Raw genomic sequence first — 25,880 nt, 5'->3', positions numbered from 1 at the left:
ACAACCGACCTGATACCACTGGAGAGTTACGACTGAGGACTCACGCACCGAGGACTCACGGCGACACAGAGCGGAGAGGTGATCGATGAGCGTCGCGGGACCCCCCGGTCCGGTGATGGACCGGGACGAGGTGGACCGTGCGCTGGCGCGCCTCGACGCCGAGCACGAGGCGATCGAGACCTCGCTCCTCGCCCTCCAGGACCACGCGGGCCGCCGCCTGCTCGAAGGCGCGCGGCTCACCGGCGTCACCGAGGAGCGCTGGGCCGCCACGGAGGAGCGGATCACGCTGCTCTGGGCCTACTTCGACGCCTACGCCGGTGCCCTGCGCACCGCGCACGACGTGCGCGAACGCAGACGCTGGCCCAGCCGGGACGACCTGGTGGAGCTGACCGAGTTGCTGCGCGGCGACGCGGTGACCGTCGCGGGCGGCTCCGCGTCGGGCGCCTCCCCCGCGCTCACCGGCCCCGCCAAGCTCACCGAACGCTTCACCCTCGAAGAGCTCGTGTCGCGGATGAACGAGCTGTACGCGCACTCCCTGGACATGGTCGTCGCCGCCGACGCGGTCTGGTCGGCGCTGCCCGCCCGCATCGACCTGCTCGCCGCCGAGCTCGGCCGCACCCGCCAGCTCGCGCACTCCGTGGGCGTACGTCCCGGGGAGCACCCGGCGGGCGACGACCTGGAGCGCATCACGCGCACCCTGACCGCGCTGCGCGAGCAGGTGGTCTCCGACCCGCTCGCCTTCTGGCAGCGCTCCGAGGGCAGTTCGGCGCCCGGCGGCGGCCGCCCGCACACCGAGCGCTACGACCGCGAGGCCCGCGCCCTGGAGGAGGTGCGCCGCGAGATCGAGGCGGTGCTCACCGTCCGCCAGGACGCGGAGGCCCGGCTCGGCAGGCTGCGCGACGTGCTGTCGCGCGCGGACCGCACCCTCGCGGAGGCCCGCAGCGCCCGGGGCGAGGTCCTCGCGAAGATCGCCGCCTCCGAGGTGCCCGCGGTCAGCGGCCCGCCGACCGCGCTGCAGGAACAGCTGGCGGCGGCCGCCGAGTACCGCAGGTTCGGCCAGTGGCACCGTCTCTCGCCGCTCCTGGAGTCCCTGGAGGAGAAGGCCGAGGACGAACTGCTGCGCGCCCGTGAGTCGTTGACCGCCGTGACGGCGCCGCTCGCGGTCCGCGCGGAGCTGCGCGGCCGCCTGGACGCGTACAAGGCGAAGATCGCCCGCCTCGGCCACGCCGAGGACCCGTTCCTGATCGAGCGGTACGACGCGGCACGCCGGATGCTGTGGAGCGCGCCCTGCGATCTCCGCGTGGCGGAGCAGGCGGTCCTGCGCTACCAGCAGGCCGCCGCCGAGGCGCTCGCGCCGAAGGTCCCCCAGCAGGGCGGGCCCACCGACCGGACGGGGGAATCGTGAGCCAGCGACAGTGTCAGCGGCCCGGATGCACGGGGTCGTACGAGGACGTCGGCGGCGGCGAGATGTACTGCGACACCTGCGGCCTCGCCCCGGTCGTCGCGCCCAACGGCATGGTCGGCTCGTCGCCGACGGGCATCACCGGCGCCGCCAAGGGGTCGCGGGGCTCGGGAAGTTCGAGCGCCCGCTCCTCCTCGCGTACGTCCTCGCAATCGTCCCGGTCCTCGCGGTCGCACTCCTCGCGCAGGTCGGTGTCGGGGCGGCTGTCGCGCTCGCTGTCCGGCGACTCGACGTCCCGCTCGGTGTCGGTGCGCAGCTCGGGGTCCGCGGCCTCGTCCTCGGGGCGCGGGCGGCTCGGGGTCGGCCTGGTCGCGGTGCCGGACGTGCCACGTCCCGATCCGCGCGGCGCGGTGCAGGAGCACCCCGAGGTGCCGGAGCGCAAGCGGTTCTGCTCGCGGTCGGACTGCGGGGCCCCGGTGGGGCGTGCGCGCGGTGACCGGCCGGGCCGCACCGAGGGGTTCTGCACCAAGTGCGGCCACCCGTACTCCTTCGTGCCCAAGCTGAACCCGGGCGACATCGTGCACGGCCAGTACGAGGTCGTGGGGTGTCTGGCGCACGGCGGGCTCGGCTGGGTCTACCTCGCCATCGACCGCGCGGTGTCCGACCGCTGGGTGGTCCTCAAGGGCCTGCTCGACACGGGCGACCAGGACGCGATGGCGGCGGCGATCTCCGAGCGCCGCTTCCTCGCCGAGATCGAGCACTCCAACATCGTGCGGATCTACAACTTCGTCGAGCACCTCGACCAGCGCACGGGCTCGATGGACGGCTACATCGTCATGGAGTACGTCGGCGGCAAGTCGCTGAAGGAGATAGCCAACGGCCGCCGCACGGAGACCGGCAGGCGCGATCCGCTGCCCGTGGAGCAGGCCTGCGCGTACGGCATCGAGGCCCTGGAGGCGCTCGGCCATCTGCACAGCCGCAACCTCCTGTACTGCGACTTCAAGGTCGACAACGCCATCCAGACCGAGGGCCAGCTCAAGCTCATCGACATGGGCGCGGTCCGCCGGATGGACGACGACGAGTCCGCGATCTACGGCACGGTCGGCTACCAGGCCCCCGAAGTCGCCGAGACGGGGCCCTCGGTGGCCTCCGACCTCTACACGGTCGCGCGCACCCTCGCGGTCCTGACCTTCGACTTCCAGGGCTACACGAACGTCTTCGTGGACTCGCTGCCCGATCCGGACAACATCGACGTCTTCCGTACGTACGAGTCGTTCTACCGGCTCCTGGTGCGCGCCACCGACCCGGACCCGGCCCGTCGCTTCGCCACCGCGCAGGAGATGGCCGAGCAGCTCACGGGCGTCCTGCGCGAGGTCGTGGCGCTGCAGACGGGGCGGCCGCGGCCCGCGCTCTCCACGCTGTTCGGCCCCGAGGTGAAGGTGCCGGACACGGAGCTGTTCGCGGAGCCGACCGGCGACGTGTCGCTGCTCGGGGTGCGCGCGGCATCGACGGCGACGGGTCCGGGCGCTGGCCCTGGCACGAACACCGCCCCGCAGGGCGTCGGCGGCATCGTGCGCGAGCTGGACGCCGTCGCCACCGCCCTCGCGCTGCCCGTGCCGCTCGTCGACCCGGCCGACCCGAACGCCGGGTTCCTCGCGGGCCTCATCGCCTCCGCGCCCGCCGAGCTGATCACCGCGCTGCGGGCCGCGCCCGCCGCCTCCCTCGAACTGCAGCTGCGCGGCCTGCGCGCCCGCCTCGGCATGGGCGAACTCCAGCCCGCCGCGCAGGCCCTGGCCGATCTGGAGCTGCAGCATCCGGACGACTGGCGGGTGGTCTGGTACCGGGGCGTCGCGTCGCTCGCGACCGGTGACTTCGAGACGTCGGCGCTCTCCTTCGACGCGGTCTACGACGCCTTTCCCGGCGAGCCCGCGCCGAAGCTGGCGCTCGGCGTCTGCGCGGAGGTCCTCGGCCAGCTGGACAACGCCGCCGAGTACTACCGCCTGGTGTGGGCGACCGACCCGAGCTATGTGAGCGCGGCGTTCGGCCTGGCCCGCGTGCAGCTCGCCGCCGGTGACCGCGGCGGCGCCGTCCACACCCTGGAGTCGGTGCCGGAGTCGTCCATCCACTACACCGCGGCCCGGGTCGCGGCGGTGCGGGCACGGCTGCGGCGGCGCCTGGGCGCCGGCGCGGACCCCTCGCCCGGCGCCGCCTTCCTGGACGACCTGACGGCCGCCGCGGGGCAGATCGAGGCGCTCGCCGCCTTCGGCCTCGACGCGGTGCGCAGGGAGCGCCTGTCGACCGAGGTACTGGGGACGGCGCTCGACTGGGTACTCTCCGGTAGGCACTCTGGTCACGCCTCCGCGCCGCCGGCCCCCGCCGGTACGCGGACCGTACTGCTCGGCAGCGACCTGGACGAGCGCGGCCTCCGGTTCGGTCTGGAGCGTTCGTACCGGACACTGGCCCGGCTCGCACAGGGTGGCGAGGAGAGGATCGAACTGGTGGAACGGGCCAACCGTTTCCGCCCCCGGACGTGGGTGTGAGTATGTCGCAGATGCCCCAGCTGTCTGCCTGCCCCAGCTGTGAGGAGCCGCTGGAGTCGGGTGACCTGTATTGCGGTGCGTGCGGGTTCGACCTGTCGGCGGTGCCGCCGCGGCCGGCCGCCGCGCCGGACGGGTCGGCCGCCGCGCCGGACGGGTCCGCCACCGCGGGCGAGCCGGAACGCTGGCCCGTCGCGCCGGACGCCGACAGCTCCGACCGGCCGGTGCCCGCCCACCTGCCGACGGACCTGCCGGGCACGGACTCGGCGGGCGGCGCGCTCCCCGGCACCCCCGAGGGCACCCCCGCAGGCACCCCCGGAGCCGGCTCCGCCGAGCCGGACGAGTACCCGCTGCCCGCCCCCGGCGCGACCGCACCCGGCGCCGCCGCACCCGCCCCCGTGCCCGCGGCCGCCGCCGACCCGCGCACCGACCTCCCCGGCGCCACGCCCCCCGCGGGCACCAAGCTCTGCGTGGCGTGCCGTTCGGGCCGGGTGGACCCGGACGGGTACTGCGAGAACTGCGGGCACGCCCAGCCGCGCGAGCGCGACCACATGGAGCAGGAGCTCGACACCGTCGCCGCGGTCAGCGACCGCGGCCTGCGCCACCACCGCAACGAGGACGCCTTCGCGCTCTCCGCGGCCGCGCTGCCCGACGGCTCTCCCGCCACCGTCGCGATCGTCTGCGACGGCGTCTCCTCCGCGACCCGCCCCGACGAGGCCTCGCTGGCCGCCTCCCGCGCCGCGGGCGCCTCGTTGCAGGAGTCCCTGCCGCGCGGCGTCCACCCACAACAGGGCATGCACGAGGCGATCCTCGCGGCGGCCGACGCGGTCAACGCGCTGGCCGACGAGCCCGCCGCGGCCCGCGAGCACAGCCCGCACCAGAACGCGCCCGCCTGCACCCTGGTCGGCGCGGTCGTCGCCGGCGGCCTGCTCGTCGTCGGCTGGGTCGGCGACAGCCGCGCCTACTGGGTGCCCGACGACCGCACGGGCCCCACCGTCCGGCTGACCGAGGACGACTCGTGGGCCGCGCAGATGGTCGCCGCCGGCCTGATGAGCGAGGCGGAGGCGTACGCCGACGAGCGCGCGCACGCCATCACGGGCTGGCTCGGCGCGGACGCGTACGAACTGGAGCCGCACACCGCTTCCTTCAAGCCGGACCGTGCGGGTGTAGTGGTGGTGTGCACGGACGGGCTGTGGAACTACGCGGAGGCCGTCGAGGAGATGGCCGACGCGGTGCCCGCCGACGCCGCGGCCCGGCCGCTGCACAGCGCCCAGGTCCTGGTCGGCCACGCGCTGGACGGCGGGGGCCACGACAACGTAACAGTGGCCGTCGTCCCGTTCCCGTTCGTGGCTCAAGGGGCAGGATCGGCCTAGGACCCGGCGGGGGGACCGTACGGGGTCCGTGGTCCTGAGGTTGTCGGGATCTGAAGATCTGGGGATCTGAGGGGGAGCAGTTCCATGGCCAATTTCTCGAAGTCGACCGTGCCGCAGTTCTCGGTCGACGTGTACCAGAACGAGTACCTGCCGGAAGGCGGCAGGGAGGTCAACGCCATCGCCACGGTCACCTCGACCGGGGGCGGAACGATCGGTTCCGCGGTGCGGGCCCCGCATCTGTACACCGCGGGGCAGAGCCCGGACGCCGCCGTCGCGATCATGGTCGACTGTTCCGGGTCGATGGACTACCCGCCGACGAAGATGCGCGGCGCGCGGGACGCCACCGGCGCGGCGATCGACGCCCTGCGCGACGGCGTGCACTTCGCGGTGATCGGCGGCACGCACGTCGCCAAGGAGGTCTACCCGGGCAACGGCCGGCTCGCGGTGGCGGACGCCACCACCCGCGAGCAGGCCAAGCAGGCCCTGCGCAAGCTGAGCGCAGGCGGCGGCACCGCGATCGGCACCTGGCTGCGCCTCGCCGACCGGCTGCTCGCCTCCGCCGACGTCGCCATCCGGCACGGCATCCTGCTGACCGACGGCCGCAACGAACACGAGTCGCCGGACGACCTGCGGGCCGCGCTCGACTCCTGCGCGGGCCGCTTCACCTGCGACGCCCGCGGCGTCGGCACGGACTGGGAGGTGAAGGAGGTCACAGGGATCGCCTCCACGCTGCTCGGCACCGCCGACATCGTCGCCGACCCGGCCGGGCTCGCCGCCGACTTCACACAGATGATGGAGACGGCGATGGGCAAGGAGGTCGCCGACGTCAGCCTGCGGCTCTGGACGCCGGTGGGCGTGGAGATCAAGTTCGTCAAGCAAGTGGCGCCCACGGTCGAGGAGTTGACCGACCGCCGCACGGAGTCGGGCCCGCGCTCCGGGGACTATCCCACCGGGTCCTGGGGCGACGAGTCCCGCGACTACCACATCTGCGTCCAGGTGCCGGGCGCCGAGCTGGGCCAGGAGATGCTCGCGGCCCGCGTCTCGCTGATCGTGCCGCAGGAGGACGGCGGCGCGCGGACGCTGTCGCAGGGCCTGGTGCGGGCGGTGTGGACGGACGACATGGCGGCGTCCACCTCCATCAATCCGCAGGTCGCGCACTACACGGGCCAGGCGGAGCTGGCCCACGTCATCCAGCAGGGCCTCGACGCCCGCAAATCGGGCGATGTCGACGGCGCGACGGCGAAGCTCGGCCGCGCGGTCCAGCTCGCCGGCGCCTCGGGCAACGCCGATACGGCGAAACTGCTTTCGAAGGTGGTGGACGTCGTGGACGCGGCGGCAGGTACTGTTCGATTGAAGGCGAAGGTCGCCGAGGCCGACGAGATGACACTCGAGACCCGGTCGACGAAGACCGTTCGCGTCAAGAAGCAGTAGCGCGTCGACGACGCGGGTACGCGGTGCTCCGGCGCCGCGTACCGACCACGAGCAGCACGTACGGCCCTCGGGCCGGAGAAGGAGAGGGGGAAGCGCCGACATGCCGACCTGCCCGAACGGACACCAGTCGGGTTCCGACGACTGGTGCGAGGTCTGCGGTCACCGCATGGCCGGTGCCGTACCCCCGCCGCCCCCGCCGCCGCCCGCGGCCGGGTACGGCTATCCCCCGCCGCCCGGCCAGGAGCCGGGGTTCCCGCAGCCGCCCGCGCCGGGCCGCCCGCACCTGGCCGCCGTGCCGGAGCCGGCTCCCGAGGCGCAGCTCTGCCCGCAGTGCCGCACGCCCCGCGAGGCGAACGCGCCGTTCTGCGAGGAGTGCCGCTGGAACTTCCTGACGAACACGGCGACCTCGTACACCCCGGCCGCGCCGAACCCGCCGCTGCCCGGCACCCAGGGCGGACCCGGCCAGGGTCCCGGCCGCGTACCCGGTCCCGGGCACGGCCCCGGCCCCGGCATGCCGCCGGGCCCGAACCCGGCCCAGCAGTTCCAGCAGCCTCCGCCGGGTTACGAGTACCAGGGCTCGCGCCCCTCGCAGATGAACCGGCCCGCCGAGCCGATCCCGCCGTTCGGCAACGGCGGCCCGCAGGGTCCGGGTGGCCCTGGCCCGCAGGGTCCCGGCCAGCAGGGTCCGGGTGGCCCCGGTCCGCAGGGTCCGGGTCAGCACGGCCACCCCGGCCACCCCGGCCCGCAGGGTCCGCAGGGTCCCGGCCCGCACGGCCCCGGTCAGCCGCCGCACGGCGCCCCGCAGGCGTTCCAGCAGCCGGGCCCGCCCGCGCCGCCCGCGTTCCCGCAGGAGTCAGGCGCCCCGCAGGGTCCGCCGCCGCCCCCGCCGGGACCGTCCTTCGGCGGCGGAGGCGACGACTGGGTGCTCTCGCCGCCGTCGTCCGCGGCCCCGGCTCAGCAGGACCCGTTCCGGCAGGAGCCCTTCCCGCAGCAGGACCCGTTCCCGCAGGCCCCCGGGCAGCAGCAGGCTCCCCCCGCCCAGCAGGCTCCCCCCGCCCAGCAGGCGCCCCCGGCCCAGCAGAGTCCCGGCACGTGGACGGCGACGATCGGTCCCGACCGCGAGTACTTCATGGCGATGATGCAGCGCAGCGGCCCCGAGGCGTCGGGCCTGAACCTGCCCGCGTACTCGCCGGAGCAGCAGCGCCCGCTGTCCGGCAACCAGATCAGCATCGGCCGCCGCCGGCACTCCACGGGTGACACCCCGGACATCGACCTGTCGGTGCCGCCGGAGGACCCGGGCGTCTCCCACCAGCACGCGGTCCTGGTCCAGCAGCCGGACGGCGGCTGGGCGGTCGTCGACCAGAACTCGACGAACGGCACCACGGTCAACGGCGGCGAGGAGCCCATCCAGCCCTTCGTCCCCATCCCGCTCCAGGACGGCGACCAGGTGCACGTGGGCGCCTGGACGACGATCACGATCCGGCGCGACTGAGCGGGTTCACAGCGGCCAGGCGTACGGCCCTTCGGGGTCGTCGAGCCAGGCCCACTCGTACGGTCCGCTCACGGACACCCCGAAGCGCTCGCGCACCGGCAGCCCCTCGCGCCGCCACAGCGCGAGCGCTTCGTGCGGATCGAGGGTGCCCGCGGTCAGCTCCAGGAGGAAGCGGAAGAGCTCGTCCTGCAGGGCCCGGCGCGGCAGCCCTCCGATGTGCTGCTCGCGCCCGCCCCGCGCGCCGCCGCCGCGCAGCGGGACGAAGTAGGCGGGCGTGTGCAGGAAACGGCCCTCGGCGTGCTCCGCGTCCCGTACGGTCAGCGCGATCAGGCCGGTGGCCAGCGGCGCGAGGATCCGGGCGCCGGGCGCGCACTGGGCGAGCCAGGTCCGGGGCACCGAGGTCAGGGCGCAGGTGGCGATGATCCGGTCGTAGGGGGCGCGCTCGGGACAGCCGGCCGCGCCGTCGCCGGTCACCACGGCCGGGCGGTATCCGGCGGCCGCGAGGTGGCGCCGCGCGGACTCGGTGATCTCCGGGTCCAGGTCGACGGTCGTGACGCGGTCGTCGCCGAGCCGGTGGGCGAGGAGCGCGGCGTTGTAGCCGGTGCCCGCGCCGACCTCCAGGACGCGGTGGCCGTCCCGCACGTCGAGTTCGACGAGCATCTTCGCCATCAGGGACGGCTGGCTGCTGGAGGAGAGCAGGCTTCCGTCGCGCACCCGGGTCGCCAGCGGGGCGTCGGTGTAGGCGCCGCGCAGCCAGCGGGCGCGGCGCCCCGCGTCGGGGTCCTCGCCCCACAGCCGCTCGTACCCGCCGCCGGCGCCCACGTAGTAGTACGGCACGAACAGGTGCCGCGGCACGGCCGTGAACGCCGCCCGCCAGGCCGGGTCGTCCCGCCAGGCCCCGCTCGCCTCGATCTCGCGCACGAGCGCGGCCCGGCCCTCGGCGGCGACGACAGGATCGGCTTCCATGGGTCCACTGTGCTGCGCGGACGCCGCCGATGCGAGTGGCGGAGCCGGGGCGGGCGCCGGTTCCGGGGACGGCCGGTCCCGGGGGTGGTCCTAAGTCTTCCGTACTCGGTCGCCCCGTCTGAGACCATGGACCGTGTGAACGAGATCCCACGCGGCACGCTTCAGGAGCAGACCTACTACGAGCAGGTCGGCGGCGAGGAGACCTTCCGGCGCCTGGTGCACCTCTTCTACCAGGGGGTCGCGGAGGACCCGCTGCTGCGGCCGATGTACCCGGAGGGCGACCTGGGCCCGGCCGAGGAGCGCCTCGCGCTCTTCCTCATGCAGTACTGGGGCGGCCCCCGCACGTACAGCGACAACCGCGGCCACCCCCGCCTGCGCATGCGCCACGCGCCGTTCACGGTCGACCGGGCCGCGCACGACGCCTGGCTGAAGCACATGCGCGCGGCGGTCGACCAGCTCGGCCTCTCCGAGGAGCACGAGCGCACGCTGTGGAACTACCTGACGTACGCGGCGGCGTCCATGGTCAACTCCGAGGGCTGACACGGCGAGGCGGCGCGACTGATCCCGCCCCGGGCGACGGGGCGGGCCCTCATTCGCACGGTCCACCCGGTCCTCACGCCGGCGTGACGGTGAGCCCTCCGGCGCCGGCCCGGCGCACCGCGACCGACCCGTAGTCCGTACGCAGCCGGAGCCACGGCCCCGACGACAGCAGGGTCAGCGCGGTGCCGCGCAGGAACCCCAGGGACTGCGCCGCGTGTGCGGCCCGCACCGGCAGGTGCGTGTCGCCGATGGTCCTGGACCAGATCTCGCGCCCCACGCGGTCGAGTTCGGCCCGCACCCGCCGCTCGGCGGGCAACTCCTCGATGCGGGACCGGAATTCGGCGACGGCGCCCTGCACGAGGGCCCGCACCGCCGTCGGGGCCGGCAGCCCCGGCTCCGGCCGCCAGCCGCCGCGCGGCGGCAGCACGCCCGCCCACGGCGGCCCGGTGACGGCCGCCGGCACGCCGGCGACCCCGGCGTTCTCCACCGGCTCCGTCTCCGTCGACACCCCGACCAGCTCCAGGAACTCACCGGCCGAGACGGTGACGTCGAGCGTGGTGTCGTGCCCGTGCTCGTACGGCCGGGCGAGCCGCGCCGTACGGATGACGAGCACCTCGAACGACGGCGGCCGCCCGAACACGGCGAGCGTGTCCCCGGCGGCCTGCAGCCGGACCGCGGCCGCCTTGTCGTAATGGATCAGCCGGGCCAGGAAGGCGGCGAGGTCCGCCGCCTCCCCGGCATCGGCGAAGTGCAGCCGCGCGGTCATGCGGCCAGCGCCTCCGCGGCGCCGGCGTCGGCGTCGGCGTCGTCCATGTACTGCTGCAGGACGGCCTTCTCCTCGGGGGTGATCCGCCGGGGCCGCTGCGCCTCCAGGTTGAAGGGCACGACGACCGTGGAGGCCCGCACGTACACCTGCTCCGGGTCCTTGACCTCGTAGGAGATCGTGAGCGAGGCGGCGCCGATCTTCGTCACCCACGACTCGATGGTGACCGGCTCGTGCCGGTGCACCAACGGCCGTACGTAGTCGATCTCGTGGCGCGCCACGACGGAACCGCCCGAGAACGACGGGCTGCCGTCACCCGGCGCGAGCCGGAACATGAAGTCGATCCGCGCCTCTTCCAAGTACCGCAGGAAGACAGCGTTGTTGACGTGCCCGAAGGCGTCCATGTCCGACCAGCGCAACGGGCATTGGTACAGGTGTCGAGCCACGGTCGCCTCAGCCCCGAGTCAGCTTCTTGTAGGTGGCACGGTGCGGACGGGCCGCGTCCGGGCCGAGCCGCTCGACCTTGTTCTTCTCGTACGACTCGAAGTTGCCCTCGAACCAGTACCACTTGGAGTCGCCCTCGTACGCCAGGATGTGCGTGGCGACCCGGTCGAGGAACCAGCGGTCGTGGGAGATGACCACGGCCGCACCGGGGAACTCGAGCAGCGCGTTCTCGAGCGACGACAGGGTCTCGACGTCGAGGTCGTTCGTCGGCTCGTCGAGGAGGAGCAGGTTGCCGCCCTCCTTGAGGGTCAGCGCCAGGTTGAGGCGGTTGCGCTCACCGCCGGAGAGCACGCCAGCCGGCTTCTGCTGGTCCGGACCCTTGAAGCCGAAGGCGGAGACGTACGCGCGGCTCGGCATCTCGACCTGGCCGACGTTGATGTAGTCCAGCTCGTCGGAGACGACGGCCCACAGCGTCTTCTTCGGGTCGATGTTGGCGCGGCCCTGGTCGACGTAGCTGACCTTGACCGTGTCGCCGACCTTGATGCTGCCGGAGTCCGGCTGCTCCAGGCCCTGGATCATCTTGAACAGCGTGGTCTTGCCCGCGCCGTTCGGACCGATGATGCCGACGATGCCGTTGCGCGGCAGCGAGAAGCTCAGGTCGTCGACGAGCACCTTGTCGCCGAAGGCCTTCGACAGGTTCTCGACCTCGACGACGATCGAGCCCAGACGCGGGCCCGGCGGGATCTGGATCTCCTCGAAGTCCAGCTTCCGCATCTTGTCCGCCTCGGCGGCCATCTCCTCGTAGCGGGCGAGACGCGCCTTGGACTTGGCCTGACGCCCCTTGGCGTTGGACCGCACCCACTCGAGCTCTTCCTTGAGCCGCTTGGCGCGCTTGGCGTCCTTCTGGCCCTCGACCTTGAGGCGGGACTGCTTCTTCTCCAGGTACGTGGAGTAGTTGCCCTCGTAGGCGATGGCGCGGCCGCGGTCGAGCTCGAGGATCCACTCGGCGACGTTGTCCAGGAAGTACCGGTCGTGGGTGACGGCGATGACGCAGCCCGCGTATTTCGCGAGGTGCTGCTCCAGCCAGTTCACCGACTCGGCGTCGAGGTGGTTGGTGGGCTCGTCGAGAAGGAGCAGGTCGGGCGCCTCGATGAGGAGCTTGCAGAGCGCGACGCGGCGCTTCTCACCACCGGAGAGGGTGGTGACGGGCCAGTCGCCGGGCGGGCAGCCGAGCGCGTCCATGGCCTGCTCGAGCTGGGCGTCGAGGTCCCACGCGTTGGCGTGGTCCAGGTCCTCCTGGAGCTTGCCCATCTCCTCCATGAGCGCGTCCGAGTAGTCGGTCGCCATGAGCTCGGCGACCTCGTTGAAGCGCTTGAGCTTGCCCATGATCTCGGCGGCGCCGTCCTGCACGTTCTCCAGGACGGTCTTGGACTCGTCGAGCTGCGGCTCCTGCATGAGGATGCCGACGCTGTAGCCCGGCGAGAGGAACGCGTCGCCGTTGGACGGCTGCTCCAGGCCCGCCATGATCTTCAGCACCGTGGACTTACCGGCGCCGTTGGGGCCCACGACACCGATCTTCGCGCCAGGAAGGAAGCTCAAGGTGACATCGTCGAGGATCACCTTATCGCCGTGCGCCTTGCGCGTCTTGCGCATGGTGTAGATGTACTCAGCCAAGAGAAACCGTCCGGCAATCAGTGAGTGGGCAGATACACCCCATCTTGCCTGACGGCCACCTCCCGGAGGAAACCCGTATGGCCGGGGGGCCATGACCTGGACGTTCGCCGGTCACTTGGGTGGCCGGGTCGGCACCGAGCGTTACCGGGCCCTCAGTCCTCCGTCGAGGCGTCCGTCGCGTCGTCCTTCTTGCGCAGGAAGAACACCGCCGCGCCGCCCAGGACCACGAAGCCCACCGCTATGCCCGCTATCAGCGGGGTGTTGCTGGAGCTGCCCGTCTCGGCGAGGTCGCCGCCGTCGACCGTGCCGCCCTCCGACGCGGGGCTGGGCTCGGCGACGGGCTGGGCCTTGTTGGTGATCACCGCGCCCTCGGTGCGGCAGTCGAGGACGCCCTTGAAGCGCTTCTCGAAGCCGTTCGGGCCCTGGATGGTGAAGTCGTAGGGCTGGTCCTCCTGCAGCGGGATCGTCACCGTCCGTGACGCGCCCGCCTTGATGGTGTGCCGGTGGCCCATCAGCCGGAAGGTGAACGGCTCGTCGCCCTTGTTCGTCGCGGTGATGTCCACGCCGCTCTTGGCGCAGTCCTTCTCCGCCGAGAGAGCCGGCAGCGCCCCCTCCGCGGCCCAGTGCGCCGTCGCCGCGGCCGACACCGTCGACTCGCTGGAGCCCGCGAGGATCTGCGTCTGGCTCCTGGTCTCGGAGGTGAAGGCGCGGCCGACCGGCACGGTCGTGGAGGCCTGCACGGAGAGCGCGGCGGAGCCGTCGGGCGCGTCCTTCGGCACGTCGAAGTAGAGGCGGCTGCCGTCGCGCGCCGACTTCACCGCCTTGCCGTTGCCGCCGACGACCTTCACGCCGCTCGCCGTGTCCGCGGGCGGGGTCACCGTCACCGAGTCGGCGTCGGTCCGCACGGTCACCGGGCCGAGCCGCTCCCCCGCGCGCCCCGACACGGCCGGCGGGTCGAGCGTGAGCGACGCCTTCGGCTCGGCGCTGCCGCGCGCGCTCCGGAACAGGTGGTCGGCGAGCTTCTCGGCGCTCGGGTCGACGGCCTCGACCTTCGCGTGGTCGGAGTACCGCCAGATCGCCACCTGGGTGCCGGCCGCGGCGGTCTGCGCGGTGAGCGAGCGCACGCCCGCCTTCCTCGCCAGCGCCGCGAGGTCGTCCACCTGCGGATAGGAGTGCTGCAGGATCCAGCGGATCTTGCCCGCGTCACGGTTGGCGCTCAGCGAGGTGCCGCTCCAGGGCGTCTCCTCGTACTTGGCATCCTTCTGCGTGGGGTTGAGGATGTCGACGCAGTACGTCTGGAGGGTGCCACCGCCCTCCACGGTCATCTCGAAGAGTCCGGCGGGCACCTGCTGGGAGCTGCCGTTGTCCCGGACGACGGCCTGGTCGAACGTCCGCAGTCCGCCCAGCGTCGCGGTCGCGCCACCGCGGTTCTGCGGGGTCTCCCCCGCCGCGGCCGCGCCGGCGGCGGACACCCCGCCCGCCACCACGGCCAGCCCCAGCGCCGCGGTGACCGCGGCGAGGCGGGCGACGCCTCGGCTACGTATGGACAACGCAGAAAACACTGAATTCCCCTCCGGGCGGGCCCCGTTCACAACGGTGGGGGGTGGACCCGCCAGCAGACCGAATGGGGCAGGATCATCCGCCATCCGCATGGCGTCACCTGCCAACTGCCCCGTGAGTTATCTTCGGCATCCTAAGGAAACGGCGCATCACGAGCCCCACGCATCCCATCGCACGACGGATCCGACTCGGAATCGTTATCCCCCAACACCCGCTCCGAGCTGGGCTTATCGACAAATCAACCGCCCTCATTCGGCGATATGCCGCACATCGGTCGCCTCCCCGGACCCGGGCCTGACGTGCCGTCACCCCACCGGCGCCGGCTCCCGGTCCCGCGCCCCCTCGGCCTCCTCACCCCGCTCCGAGACGGGTGCCGTCAGCGCCGGATTGCCCCTGGCCACCCGCCGGAACGCGGACGTGCCCCGGGACAGATCGTGGCCGATGGTCAGCGCCTCGATGTCCGCCGACGTCCAGTGCTGGCCGCCGCGCTCCTCGTCGCGCACCTTCAACCGGCCCTGCACGATGACCGGTTCGCCCACCGACACCGAGCCCTGCACGTTCGTGCCGAGCGCCCGCCAGGCCCAGACGGTGAAGAAGTTGGTGTGCCCGTCGTTCCACGTGTTCTTCGCCCCGTCGAAGTACCGCGCCGTCACCGCGAGCCGGAACCGCGCCACCGGTCCCGACGGCAACTCCCGGTACACCGGCGTCGTCGCGACGTTCCCCACCACCGTCACCAAGGTCTCGTTCATGCCGAACCCCTCCCGCGTCGTCCGCTCCTGCCGCCGCGCCCTCCGCGACCGCGATCTCAGACTGCACCGGCCGGACGGATCCCGCTGGACGCTGTGGACCGTCCCCCGGTTGTGGATAACTCCGTCACCCGTAAGGGGGGCGGCCCCCTGAATTCGGGCCCCCTCACCCCTCACCCCACCCCTCACCCCACCGGCGCCCCCGTGACCCGCACGTACTGCTCCCTGACCTCCCGGTACCGCAGCAGCTCCGCCGCCACCGGATCGAGCACCCGTGCCCGGCCGCACCCGGCGGCCGCCTCCCGCAGGCGCCGTTCCGCCTCGTTCCCGTACCGCCGGGCCGGCCCGCGCGCCGCGAGGCGGCTCGCCCACTCCACGCACGGACCGCCCACGATGCCCGCCAGCATCAGCAGCGCGGGCACGCCCAGGTTCGGCGAGGAGATCCCGATGATCTGCCCCACCAGCCACAGCCCGCCCACCACTTGGAGCAGCGTCATCGCCGCCTGCGCGAGGACCGCCGCGGGCCACCAGCCGGGCCGCGGTGGCCGTCCGGCCGGTCCGCCGGCCGTCACCGCCAGCTGGTCGAGGTCCTCGGGCAGCCCCACGGCGCCGCGCGCCGCGGCCTCCCGTACGGCCTGTCCCCAGGGCGTGGGCAGGCCGGACGCCGCCTCGTCGGCCACCGTCCGCACCGCGTGCTCCACGCGCTGGCGGGCCGTCGCCTCCTCGTCCACGGGCGGCAGCGCGCCCGGCGCCGGCAGACCCTGCGGGGAGCGCTGGGCCTCGAACCAGCGCCACAGCCTGAGCCACGGGTCGCCGCACGCCTTGCCCGCGTGTCGGCGCCAGGCCCGCTCCGCCGCGTCCCCCGCCGCGGTCGCCCCCACGGCGTCCGCGAGCCGGTCGGCGAACTCCTCGCGCGCCTCCTCGCTGAGCCCGATCCAGCCGCGGTTGCGCCCGCTGTGGCCGCCGCCGACGTACACCGGCCACAGCCGGTCCGTCGCGGCGTCCAGGTCCGCGGTGATGCGGCGGGCCGCGGCGCCCCGCTCCTGGGTGAACTGTCCGAGCGCCTCGCGCAGTTCACCCATTCCCTCGCCGGTCAGCGCGGAGATGGCGAGCACCGTCGCGCCCGGCTCGCCGTGTTCGCCGAGCGCGACGCCGTCCTCGTCCAGGAGGCGCCGCAGATCGTCGAGCACCTGGTCGGCGGCGTCCCCGGGGAGCCGGTCGATCTGGTTGAGCACCACGAAGGTGACCTCGGCGTGTCCCGCCATCGGCCGCAGATAGCGCTCGTGGACCATCGCGTCGGCGTACTTCTCCGGGTCGACGACCCAGATGACGGCGTCGACGAGGGCGAGGATCCGGTCGACGTGCTCGCGGTGTTCGGCGACCGCCGAGTCGTGGTCCGGCAGGTCGATCAGGACGAGCCCCTGGAGCTCGTCGGCGCCCGGTCCCTGCAGCGGCCTGCGGCGCAGCCGCCCCGGGATGCCGAGCCGGTCCAGGAGGCCCGCGGCGCCGTCCGTCCAGCTGCAGCCGATGGGCGCGGCGGTGGTCGGCCTGCGCACTCCGGTGTCGGAGATCATCACGCCAGCCAGCGAGTTGAAGAGCGTCGACTTGCCGCTGCCGGTGGCGCCCGCGATGGCGACGACAGTGTGCCGGTCGGAGAGCCTGCGCCGCGCGGCGGCCTCGTCCAGGACCCGCCCCGCCTCCTCGAGGGTCCCGCCGTCGAGGCGGGTGCGGGAGAGCCCGACGAGTTCGCGCAGCGCGTCGAGCCGCGCGCGCAGCGTCCCTTCGGGGGAGGCGACGCCCCGCTCGTACGCGCTGGGACTCCCCTCGTACGCGCTGGGACTCCCCTCGTACGCCATGGGGCTCTTGTCGTACGAGGTGGCGCTCTTCTCGTACGCGGTGACGCTCTCCTCGTACGCCGCGGCGCTCTTCTCGTACGCGAGGGGGCTCTTCTCGTACGACGTGGGGCTGCCCTCGTACGACGTGGGGCTGCCCGCGCGCGTGTAGGAGCGCACCGCGGTGTCGGCGCCGGGGAGCTCGCCCCGGGGGCCGACCGCGACGCGCCGCGCGATGAGCCCGTCGTCCCAGGCCGGTTCGGAGCCGGGGCCGGCCTGCTCGTCGCCCGCGTCGCCCTCCTCGGGGCGGGCTTCGGCGGCACGGGACGCGTCGGGTGCGGCGCGGCGCGGCCCGGAGCTCTTGGACCTGCTCCCGTTGGGCTCGGCCCTGCGGGGTTCCGTCCCGTCGCCGTGGTCGGCGCGGTCGGCGTGATCAGTGACGGCGGTCACCGCGGTCACCTCTCCTTCTGCAGTACGGACAGGGCGGCGATCAGCTCGGCCTGGGGTTCGGGATGCACCTCTAGGGCGTCCAGGGGGGCGAGCCGGCGCTCCCGTTCGGCGGTGAGGACCTTCTCCAGGTAGTCGGTCAGCAGGCGTGTGCCCCGGTCGCGCAGCCGGACCGCGGCCTGGGCGCCGATGCGTTCGGCGAGGCTCTCCCCCGCGGAGCGCGCCCGGCGCCCGCCGAGCAGGGCGGTGGCGAGCAGCGCGGCGACGACCTCGGGGTCGGGCACGGAGTTCTTGTCGACCCGCTCGATCCCGCGGACCTCGTCCTCGGCGTACTCCTCCAGGACGCGCCGCCATCTGCGGACGGCCATCCCGATGCGGTGTTCGGCGTTCTCCATCTCCCGGTCGCGGTCGGCGAGGCCCGGGGCGCCCGCGGCGGGTTCGCGCCGCCACGCCTCGTCGATGCGCTCGTCGGCGGCGGTGACGGCGCACAACAGGAGCGCCTCCAGGCTCTCGGCGATGGCGTCGAGGAGTTCGCCGGGACCGCAGTCGAGCGGGTAGCTGCGCCACCGCTTCAGGGCGCCGCCCGCCAGTACTCCCCCCGCGCGCAAACGCCCCTGCACGCGCGCGTGCTCGTTCTCGTACGCCTCGTCGACGGCGGAGGTGAGCCGCAGCGCGGCGGCGTACTGGGCGGCGACGGCCCCCGCAAGCTCCGGCATCCGGCTGTCGAGGGATCCGATGACGCCGTGCGCGGTGCGGGCGACGGCCTGGGTGCGGGCGGCGGGTTCCTGCACGCGGTGGATGAGCCAGGCGCGCAGCGGGGCGACGGCGGTGGAGGGCAGCAGTCCGCCGCCGCCCGCGGATTCGGGCAGCTCGGGGATGGTGAAGCGCGGTACGTCGCCGAGGCCGGCCTTGGCGAGCAGCGCCCCGTACTGCCGCGACACCTCGCCCACGACCTGGTGGGGCACGCGGTCCAGGACCGTGACGAGGGTGGCGTCGTGTTCTTTGGCGGTCCGCAGCAGGTGCCAGGGCACGGCGTCGGCGTACCGCGAGGCGGTGGTCACCATGACCCATACGTCGGCCGCGGAGATGAGCTCCGCGGCGAGGTTGCGGTTGTCGGCGACGAGGGAGTCGATGTCGGGGGCGTCGAGCAGGGCGAGGCCGCGCGGCAGGGTCGAGGCGGTCTCGATGCGCAGCGCGCGCCCCGGCTCGTCCCCGAGCGCCTGTGGATCGGCGTCGTCGCCGCCTCTGCCGTCCGCGCGGCGGTCCGCCCTCTCTCCTCGCTCGTGGCTCCTCCCGTCGCCCTCACCGCCCTCAGAGGGCTCCTGACGGGGCATCCACACGCGCGTGAGGTCGGGCAGGACGCGCATCCCCGAGAACCAGTGGTGGTCGTCCGGGTGGCAGACGAGCACCGGCGTACGTGTCGTGGGCCGCAGCACACCCGCCTCGCTGACCTGCCGGCCCACGAGGGAGTTCATGAGGGTGGACTTGCCGGCGCCGGTGGATCCGCCGATGACGGCGAGCAGGGGCGCTTCGGGTGCCTTGAGGCGGGGCACCAGATAGTCGTCGAGCTGTGCCAGCAGCTCGTCCCGGTTGGCACGCGCGCGTGGCGCCCCCGCAAGGGGGAGCGGAAAGCGTGCGGCGGCGACACGCTCGCGCAGGGCGGAGAGTGCGTCAAGCAATTGAGGCCGTACGTCCAAGGTCACCACATGCGAAGAATGCCCAATTTTGACGGGTTTCTGAAGCATATGGACGTCCCTGCGCGCCGATCGGACACAGGGGATGGAAGGGGCGACTGGGGCGCAGGCATAACGAGTGCACAACACCCGGGGCGTGAGGCGCCAAAAGCGATGCGAGATTCGCACCTGCCTGCGATTATCAGGACCGCTTCACCGAACCTCCACATCACGGCGCGGAGGCGAAGCACCAGGGGCAGGGACCCGGGAGCCCTATCCTTGTCCCCGGCAAGGTCACGGATCTCCCCCACATCCGGCTCCATGCCACCGGCCACACCCGGCCCCCGTAGCTCAGTGGATAGAGCAGGCGCCTTCTAAGCGCTTGGCCGCAGGTTCGAGTCCTGCCGGGGGCGCTTTCGTTCCGTCCAGTACGGCCCTCCGCCTCGGAGACCTTTTCGCTGGGGTCTCTGCGTTGTGGTCAGGGCGACCGGGCGGGTGCCGCTCAGCCCAGTTGTTCCGCCAGGCCGATGATGATGCCCTCCGGGCCGCGGGCGTAGCAGAGGAGGTAGCTGTCCTCGAAGCGGGCGATCTCGCCGATGACCTCGGCGCCGTGGGGGCGGAGGCGGGCGAGCGTGTCCTTGATGTCGTCCACCGCGAACATGACGCGGTGCGTGCCGACGATGTTGTGCGGCTTGTTGCGGGGGGCGGTGCTGGTCGCCTCGGGGCTGCGGTACTTCGACAGCTCCAGGCGGCTGTGGCCGTCCGGGGTCCTGAGCATCGCGATGTCGCAGCGTACGCCGTCGAGTCCCGTGCACTGGTCGGCGAAGCCGCCCTCGACCTGGCCCCTGCCCTCCAGCTCCATGCCGAGTTCCTGGAAGAACGCGACGGCGGCGTCCATGTCGTCGACGACGATGCCCACGTTGTCCATGCGCTGAATCGCCATGGTGGTCTCTCCTGTTTCCTCGGGCGGCCCGCGATGGCCGCTGATGTCCCTGGGACGGAGCCGGTGACACGTTCTCGACATCCCCGCCCCGCCGACTTCCGAATAATTCGGGATCGCGCCTCGGGGGAGGTTCATTCGGATGTACCAGCGTTCAGGAGAGCTTCGTGACGTGACGGCGGGTTCTCAGGGACGGTATACGCCTCTACGGTGATCGCGTGATGTCGATCAAGAAGTTCCAGGTCACCTTCGACTGCGCGGAACCCGAGCGCCTCGCACGCTTCTGGTGCGAGGTGTTGGGATACGTCGTGCCGCCTCCGCCCGACGGATTCGCTGGATGGGAGGAGTACCAGGCGGCGCAGCCGCCCGAGGAGCGGGACGCGTGGTTCGCCTGTGTCGACCCCACGGGTGTGGGACCGCGGCTGTACTTCCAGCGCGTCCCCGAGGGGAAGGCCGTCAAGAACCGGGTGCACCTGGACGTGCGCGTCGGCACCGGGCTCGTCGGCGAGGAACGGCTCGCCGCACTGGAGGCCGAGTGCGCCCGGCTCGTCCCGCTCGGCGCGGTGCACGTGCAGACGCTCTATGACGGCAACGACTCCTGCATCCCGATGCTGGACATCGAGGGCAACGAGTTCTGCATCGACTGAGTTCTGCGTCGACTGGATTCTGCGTCGACTGACTTCCGCATCGACTGACCCCCTCAGCCCCGCTCCCCGTACACCCCCTCGATCTCCTCCGCGTACGCCGCCGCCACCGCGTCCCTCTTGATCTTCAGGGACGGGGTCAGCAGACCGTTGTCCTCCGTGAACTCGCCCCCGACGATCGCGAACCTGCGGATCGACTCGGCCCTGGACACCGCCGCGTTGGCGTGGTCCACCGCCTTCTGGATCTCCGCGATCATCGCCGGGTCCCGGGCGAGTTCCGCGGTCGGGGTGTCCCTGGGCCGCTTGCGAACCGTCAGCCAGTGTTCCACCGCCTCCGGCTCCAGGGTCACCAGCGCGGCGACGTACGAACGGTTGTCCCCCACGACCATGCACTGGCCGACCGGCGCCCGGCTGCGCAGCCGGTCCTCCAGGACGGCGGGTGAGACGTTCTTGCCGCCCGACGTGACGATGATGTCCTTCTTGCGGCCGGTGATGGTCAGATAGCCGTCGGCGTCCAGCGCGCCGAGGTCGCCGGTGGCGAACCAGCCGCCGGTGAGCGCGGCGTCCGTCGCGGCCGGGTTGTTCCAGTACGAGCCGAAGACGATGCCGCCCTTGATCAGCACCTCCCCGTCGTCCGCGATGCGCACGGCCGTGCCCGGCACGGGCAGCCCGACCGTGCCGGGGCGGGGCCGCAGCGGTGGGGTGATGGTGGCGGCGGCCGAGGTCTCCGTCAGGCCGTACCCCTCGTAGATGACAATTCCGGCGGCGTAGAAGAAGAGGTTGAGGTCGCGGTCCAGGGGCGAACCGCCGCTGATCGCGTACCGCAGCCGGCCGCCGACCTCCTTGCGGATGCGGCGGTAGACGAGGAGTTCGTACAGCGCCCAGCCGGCCCGCAGGCCGAGCGACGGGCCCGGGAGCTTGCCGTCCAGGAATTTGTTCAGGTACGCCTCGCCGAAGCGCGTCGCGATCTGCTCCGCGCGGTCGAACGAGGCGGCCCGGCCCATCTTCTCGGCCGTCGCCCGGCCGGTGTCGTGGATCTTCTCGAAGAGGTACGGGACGCCGACGAGGAAGGTGGGCCGGAACGAGCGGAGTTCCGGGCGGAGTTCGTCCGGTTTGATGCCGGGGCAGTGGCCCACCTCGATGCGGGCGAGCATGCAGGCGATCTGCAGGGTGCGGCCCAGGATGTGGGCGAGCGGCAGGAAGAGGAGGGTCGAGGCGACCTGCCCGGTGATCTCCTTGAAGATGGGGTGGAGCAGGTCGACGGTGTTCGCCGCCTCCGCGTGCAGATTGCCGTGCGTGAGGACGCAGCCCTTGGGGCGGCCCGTGGTGCCCGAGGTGTAGCAGAGGGTCGCGATCGAGTCCGGGGTGAGGGCGGAGCGGCGCTTGGTGACCTCCTCGTCGAACAAGTCCCGCCCTGCGAAGGTCAGTTCGGCCACGATTCCGGAGGCGGGATCCGGGGTCGGGCCGACGTCGGGGGTGGGGTCGCCGGCGCCGGGGTCCGTCGAGCCCGCGCCGCCCTCGATGCACCGCACCCGCGGCGGATCCGCGTGGGCCGCCACCGCCTGCTCGGCGGTCGCCGCGTTCTCCGGCGTCTCCGCGATGAGCAGGCGCGCGCCGGAGTCCCTGACGATCCACTCGATCTGTTCCGCCGACGACGTGGCGTAGACCGGGACGGTCTGGCCGCCCGCCGCCCAGATCGCGAAGTCCAGGACCGCCCACTCGTAGCGGGTGCGCGACATCAGGGCGACCCGGTCGCCGGGTTGCAGGCCGTCCGCCATCAGGCCCTTGGCCACGTCGGTCACCTCGCGCGCGAAGGCCGCGGCGGTGACGGGGTGCCACCGGCCGTCCCGCTTGCGGCGCAGCACCACCGCGTCGGGGGCCTCCGCGGCGTTGACGAAGGGGATGTCCGCGGTGCTTCCGGTGGTGGCCGGGGGGACGAGCGGGGCGGTACGGACCTCCCGTACGGTGCCGTGTTCGTCCCGGACGACCTGGACCTCTGCGCGGTCCGCGAGCCCGGTGTGACGTCGTGCCTTCTTCAGATCCTTGCGTACGCCCATGACGGCTCCCCGGCTTCCCGTTCCCAGCGGTGGTGCAGGCGGCAGTTGGTGCAGACGGCTCTTGGTGATGCGCGCGGACGGCTCGTGCCGACACGCGATCGGTACGTACGTACTTACTCGGAGGTCAACTTACTCACCCGTAAGGAGAATTCAATGGGCCTGACGGGCCGGACGCCAGACCTCCCCCGCCAGAACTCCGCCCATCCCCACCCAGACCATGTTCATCAGCCGGAGCGTCACGCCCTCCGGGGACTGTCCCGGGTGCCGCGCCATCCAGTCCGTCAGCGAGTCCGCCGCGCCCACCAGCGCGTGGGTCACGAAGTCCGCGTCCTCGTCGGAGAGTTGTACGCCGGCACCCCTGACGCCCCCGCCCCTCCCGCCCCCGCTCTCCGCGATCCCCGACCGCACCAGATCCGCCACCTCGGCCATCACCGCACCGCGCGCCTCGGCCACCGCCGCCGCGATCGCCTCGCTCAGCTCCGACGCCTGGCGGTGCAGCACCACCCAGCTGTCGCGGTGCTCGGCGACGAAGGTGAAGAACGCCAGGAGCCCGGCGTGCAGCCGCAGTTCGGGCGCCGCGTCCGCCGCCGTCGCCGCCCCCTGGAACGCGCCGACCAGGCGGTCCGCCTCGCGGCGCAGACAGGCGAGGAAGAGGCCCTCCTTGGATTCGAGGTAGAGATACACCATCGGCTTGGAGATTCCGGCGAGTTCGGCGATCTCGTCCACGGAGGCGCCGTGGTAGCCGCGCTTGGCGAAGACCCGGACCGCCACGTCGACGATCTGCCGTTCGCGCTCGGGGCGCGGGACCTTGCGCCTGCGGGGAGCGGGGGCGCCGCCTCCACTGCCCTCCCCCGCATCGGCGGACGGCGCGCCTTCGGAGCTGTCGCTCACCCTTGTCAGCCTCCTGGTTCCGACTTACCTTACTCTTTAGTAAGTTTACTGCAGAGTAAGGAGATTGCCGTGGCGGACGACATCAGCAGGATCGCCGACCTCGACTTCGCCCGCGTCACGCCCGAGGAGTTCGCCGGGCTCGTCAAGGGCCTCTCCGCCAAGGAGATCGCCTCGATCGCCCGCGACGGTGCGCTGCGCACCCGCGTCCTGAACGAGGTCTTCGGGCGCATGGAGCGGCAGTTCAGGCCGGAGGCGGCCCAGTCGCTGACCGCGCTCATCCGCTGGCGGATCACCGGCAGCGGCGACAACGACGAGGCCGTGTACGAGACGGACATCGCCGACGGCACCTGCGTGGTGCGCGAGGGGAGCTCGGACGCCACGCCGCGGGTCACGCTCACGCTGGCCGACCCCGAGTTCCTCAAGCTCGTCTCCGGAAACGCCAGCCCCGTCTCACTGTTCCTGATGCGCAAGGTCAAGGTCGCCGGTGACGTGGCGTTCGCGGCGGGGCTCACGCGGTACTTCGACATTCCGAAGGCCTGAGCCCACGGCCCGTGGGCCGGGGGGCACGCCCCCGTGATTCAAGGCCACCTTGACCTGCGCCGATGTAGCGGTCATGACGACCTCTGCGTACTCCTCCGTCGATGGTGCCGAAGCCGTCGCCGGGACCGCCCCGGAAACGTCCGGCGGCCGGCCCGCGCGATGGCGGGCCCGATCCCGTCTCGCCGCCTGCCTGCTGCCCGCCCTCGTCATCGCCTTCGCCGGGTTCCAGCGGCGCTGGATGTCCGACGACGGGCACATCTACGTGCGGACCGTCCGCCAGGTCCTCGCGGGCAACGGGCCCGTCTTCAACCCCGGGGAGCGCGCCGAGTCCTCCACCGGCACCCTGTGGCAATGGCTGCTCGTGCTCGGCGGGGCTCCGGGGTTCGACGTCGCGACGGTCGCGATGTACGGGGGGCTGCTGCTGACCGCCGCCGGGTTCGTGCTCGCCGGGGCCGGCGCCCTGCGGGTGTGGGGCGGCGACGGCTACGCGGTGCCGTGCGGGGCGCTGGTGCTGCTCGCGCTGCCGCCCGTCTGGGACTTCGCCACGTCCGGCCTGGAGACCGGGCTCGCCACCTGCTGGATCGCCGGGGCGTGGCTCGCGCTCGTGGGGCCGGCACGTGCGGGGTCCGGGTTGAGGTCGGGGGCGGGGCTCAGGTCGGGGGCGTCGCCGTCACCCTCGGCGTCGCAGTCCCTCGTGACCTGTGCGGTGATCGGGCTCGGTCCGCTCGTCCGGCCCGATCTGGCGCTGGTCTCGGTGGTCTTCCTGGCCGCGCACTGGGTGATGGTCCGGCCGTCGTGGCGCGGTGTGCTCGCCGGGGCGGGTGTCGCGGGCGCGCTGCCCGTCGCGTACGAGATCTTCCGCATGGGCTACTACGGGCATCTGGTGCCGCTGCCGGGCGTCACCAAGGAGGCCTCGCGCAGCCTGTGGGGACGGGGGTTCGGCTACCTCGGGGACTTCGTCGGCCCGTACGCGCTGTGGCTTCCGCTGGTGGCGGTGGGCGTGGGCGTGGGCGCGCTGGTCGCCGGAGAGCGCCCATCGGGCATGAGGGCCGCCGCGCCCACGCCCGGACGGCTCCCCGCGAACGTCCGCACGCTCGCCCCGGCCCTCGCCCCCGTCCTCGCCCCGCTCCTCGCCGGGACCCTGTGCTGGGTCTACGTCATCAAGGTCGGCGGCGACTTCATGCACGGCCGGATGTTCCTGCCCGGCCTGCTCCTGATGCTGCTGCCCGTCTTCGTCGTGCCCGCCACCCGCGTGTGGCGCGTCGTCGCGGTGGGCGTGGCCGTGTGGGCGGTGGTGTGCGCGGCCGCGCTCCGCATCCCGTACGAGGGGAAGATCGGCCCGAGCGGGATCGCCGACGAACGAGGCGTGTACGTACGGCAGAACGGCGACCCGCACCCCCTCCACCACGACTTCTCCGAGTCCGCCGGCAACGCCCACTACATGCAGCTCGTCCGCCGGGCGGCCCGGTCCGGCGAGCCCACGCTCCTGATCGCCTGGACGCCGACCCCCGCCAGGACCCCGTCCGTCACCGGTGTCTACAACGTCCTCGGCATGAACGGCGCCGTCGTCCCGCTGAGCGGCGCCGCGCTCGATCCGATCGGTCTGGCCTATCCGCTGGCCGCCCACTCCGAGCCGCTCCCGGGCCGGGTCGGGCACGACAAGAGCCTCCCGTACGAGTGGATCGTCGCCGACCGGGGCACGGCACGCGGTGCGGCGGACCAGCGGCTCGACCCCGCCCGGGTCGACGCGGCGCGCCGGGCCCTGCGCTGCGGGCGGCTCGCGGAGCTGCGGGCGGCCACGCGCGCGCCGATGACGGCGGGGCGGTTCTGGCACAACCTGACCGGGGCCGTGCAGCGCACGTCGTTCCGCTTTCCCAACGATCCGGTGCGGGCGGAGCGGGAGTTGTGCGGGCGGGGACGGTGACGGG

The 25,880-nt window shown here is 73.0% G+C and carries 20 protein-coding genes and 1 tRNA gene; 10 read left to right on the top strand and 11 right to left on the bottom strand.

Going from position 1 to position 25,880, the window contains the following annotated elements; all coding sequences use genetic code 11:
* Positions 1–85: 85 nt before the first annotated feature.
* The 5 genes from ACZ6CV_RS23855 (at position 86) to ACZ6CV_RS23835 (ending at position 8,235) form a co-directional block, all read left to right on the top strand.
* Complete coding sequence (locus ACZ6CV_RS23855; protein ID WP_469252729.1) at positions 86–1,405, top strand: hypothetical protein; 1,320 nt, start codon at positions 86–88, stop codon at positions 1,403–1,405.
* Positions 1,399–3,942 (top strand): serine/threonine-protein kinase, encoded by a 2,544-nt coding sequence (locus ACZ6CV_RS23850; RefSeq protein ID WP_469252761.1) that lies wholly within the window; start codon positions 1,399–1,401, stop codon positions 3,940–3,942. Before ACZ6CV_RS23855 ends, ACZ6CV_RS23850 begins: the two co-directional genes overlap by 7 nt.
* A gap of 2 nt (positions 3,943–3,944) precedes the next feature.
* Positions 3,945–5,312: a PP2C family protein-serine/threonine phosphatase gene (locus ACZ6CV_RS23845; RefSeq protein WP_469252728.1), complete on the top strand. Its 1,368-nt coding sequence runs from the start codon at positions 3,945–3,947 to the stop codon at positions 5,310–5,312.
* Positions 5,313–5,396: 84 nt separating this feature from the next.
* Positions 5,397–6,743: a vWA domain-containing protein gene (locus ACZ6CV_RS23840; protein WP_469252727.1), complete on the top strand. Its 1,347-nt coding sequence runs from the start codon at positions 5,397–5,399 to the stop codon at positions 6,741–6,743.
* A gap of 100 nt (positions 6,744–6,843) precedes the next feature.
* Positions 6,844–8,235 (top strand): FHA domain-containing protein, encoded by a 1,392-nt coding sequence (locus ACZ6CV_RS23835; RefSeq protein WP_469252726.1) that lies wholly within the window; start codon positions 6,844–6,846, stop codon positions 8,233–8,235.
* Between the two features lie 6 nt (positions 8,236–8,241).
* On the opposite strand, the gene ACZ6CV_RS23830 is transcribed toward ACZ6CV_RS23835, so the two are convergent.
* Positions 8,242–9,201, bottom strand: coding sequence for a methyltransferase domain-containing protein (locus tag ACZ6CV_RS23830; RefSeq protein WP_469252725.1), 960 nt, complete (start codon positions 9,199–9,201; stop codon positions 8,242–8,244).
* Between the two features lie 126 nt (positions 9,202–9,327).
* Between ACZ6CV_RS23830 and ACZ6CV_RS23825 the strand changes: the two genes are divergently transcribed.
* A complete protein-coding gene (locus ACZ6CV_RS23825; RefSeq protein ID WP_362369108.1) occupies positions 9,328–9,741 on the top strand; it encodes a globin in 414 nt (137 codons plus the stop codon).
* Between the two features lie 73 nt (positions 9,742–9,814).
* Here the strand turns inward: ACZ6CV_RS23825 and ACZ6CV_RS23820 are convergent, their stop codons facing one another.
* From ACZ6CV_RS23820 to ACZ6CV_RS23790, 7 genes are all read right to left on the bottom strand, one after another.
* The gene (locus ACZ6CV_RS23820) at positions 9,815–10,507 is read right to left on the bottom strand and encodes a DUF8185 domain-containing protein (protein WP_469252724.1); all 693 of its coding nucleotides are present in this window, start codon (positions 10,505–10,507) and stop codon (positions 9,815–9,817) included.
* Positions 10,504–10,950 (bottom strand): acyl-CoA thioesterase, encoded by a 447-nt coding sequence (locus ACZ6CV_RS23815; protein WP_362369102.1) that lies wholly within the window; start codon positions 10,948–10,950, stop codon positions 10,504–10,506. The genes ACZ6CV_RS23820 and ACZ6CV_RS23815 overlap by 4 nt, the downstream gene beginning before the upstream one ends.
* Before the next feature lie 7 nt (positions 10,951–10,957).
* Positions 10,958–12,622 (bottom strand): energy-dependent translational throttle protein EttA, encoded by a 1,665-nt coding sequence (gene ettA / locus ACZ6CV_RS23810; RefSeq protein ID WP_362369099.1) that lies wholly within the window; start codon positions 12,620–12,622, stop codon positions 10,958–10,960.
* Between the two features lie 152 nt (positions 12,623–12,774).
* The gene (locus ACZ6CV_RS23805; RefSeq protein ID WP_469252723.1) at positions 12,775–14,172 is read right to left on the bottom strand and encodes an LAETG motif-containing sortase-dependent surface protein; all 1,398 of its coding nucleotides are present in this window, start codon (positions 14,170–14,172) and stop codon (positions 12,775–12,777) included.
* A 315-nt stretch (positions 14,173–14,487) separates the two neighbouring features.
* A complete protein-coding gene (locus ACZ6CV_RS23800; RefSeq protein ID WP_469252722.1) occupies positions 14,488–14,931 on the bottom strand; it encodes a single-stranded DNA-binding protein in 444 nt (147 codons plus the stop codon).
* 182 nt (positions 14,932–15,113) lie between these two features.
* On the bottom strand, positions 15,114–17,210 hold the full coding sequence (locus tag ACZ6CV_RS23795) for a YfjP family GTPase (protein ID WP_469252721.1): 2,097 nt from the start codon (positions 17,208–17,210) through the stop codon (positions 15,114–15,116).
* Between the two features lie 5 nt (positions 17,211–17,215).
* Positions 17,216–18,913 (bottom strand): dynamin family protein, encoded by a 1,698-nt coding sequence (locus tag ACZ6CV_RS23790; RefSeq protein WP_469252720.1) that lies wholly within the window; start codon positions 18,911–18,913, stop codon positions 17,216–17,218.
* Positions 18,914–19,220: 307 nt separating this feature from the next.
* On the opposite strand from ACZ6CV_RS23790, the gene ACZ6CV_RS23785 reads away from it, so the two are divergent.
* A tRNA-Arg gene (locus ACZ6CV_RS23785) sits at positions 19,221–19,293 on the top strand.
* An 89-nt stretch (positions 19,294–19,382) separates the two neighbouring features.
* On the opposite strand, the gene ACZ6CV_RS23780 is transcribed toward ACZ6CV_RS23785, so the two are convergent.
* Complete coding sequence (locus ACZ6CV_RS23780) at positions 19,383–19,823, bottom strand: VOC family protein (RefSeq protein WP_469252719.1); 441 nt, start codon at positions 19,821–19,823, stop codon at positions 19,383–19,385.
* A gap of 215 nt (positions 19,824–20,038) precedes the next feature.
* Here ACZ6CV_RS23780 and ACZ6CV_RS23775 point away from each other — a divergent pair, with 215 nt between their 5' ends.
* A complete protein-coding gene (locus ACZ6CV_RS23775; protein WP_469252718.1) occupies positions 20,039–20,467 on the top strand; it encodes a VOC family protein in 429 nt (142 codons plus the stop codon).
* 53 nt (positions 20,468–20,520) lie between these two features.
* Here ACZ6CV_RS23775 and ACZ6CV_RS23770 read toward each other — a convergent pair whose 3' ends face one another.
* Together ACZ6CV_RS23770 and ACZ6CV_RS23765 are read right to left on the bottom strand one after the other, a co-directional pair.
* Positions 20,521–22,521 carry an AMP-dependent synthetase/ligase gene (locus ACZ6CV_RS23770; RefSeq protein ID WP_469252717.1) on the bottom strand — a complete coding sequence of 667 codons (2,001 nt, stop codon included), beginning with the start codon at positions 22,519–22,521 and terminating at the stop codon, positions 20,521–20,523.
* 150 nt (positions 22,522–22,671) lie between these two features.
* Entirely contained in the window at positions 22,672–23,412 is a 741-nt protein-coding gene (locus ACZ6CV_RS23765) for a TetR/AcrR family transcriptional regulator (RefSeq protein ID WP_469252716.1), read from the bottom strand.
* A 69-nt stretch (positions 23,413–23,481) separates the two neighbouring features.
* Here ACZ6CV_RS23765 and ACZ6CV_RS23760 point away from each other — a divergent pair, with 69 nt between their 5' ends.
* On the top strand, positions 23,482–23,952 hold the full coding sequence (locus ACZ6CV_RS23760; protein ID WP_469252715.1) for an SCP2 sterol-binding domain-containing protein: 471 nt from the start codon (positions 23,482–23,484) through the stop codon (positions 23,950–23,952).
* 73 nt (positions 23,953–24,025) lie between these two features.
* Positions 24,026–25,876 carry an arabinofuranosyltransferase AftB family protein gene (locus ACZ6CV_RS23755; protein ID WP_469252714.1) on the top strand — a complete coding sequence of 617 codons (1,851 nt, stop codon included), beginning with the start codon at positions 24,026–24,028 and terminating at the stop codon, positions 25,874–25,876.
* The last annotated feature ends 4 nt before the right edge of the window (positions 25,877–25,880 follow it).

It is taken from the genome of Streptomyces sp. NPDC041713 (assembly GCF_055591085.1).
Note: the sequence above shows the minus strand (reverse complement) of the source record. Positions and strands in the feature narration are given on the sequence as shown.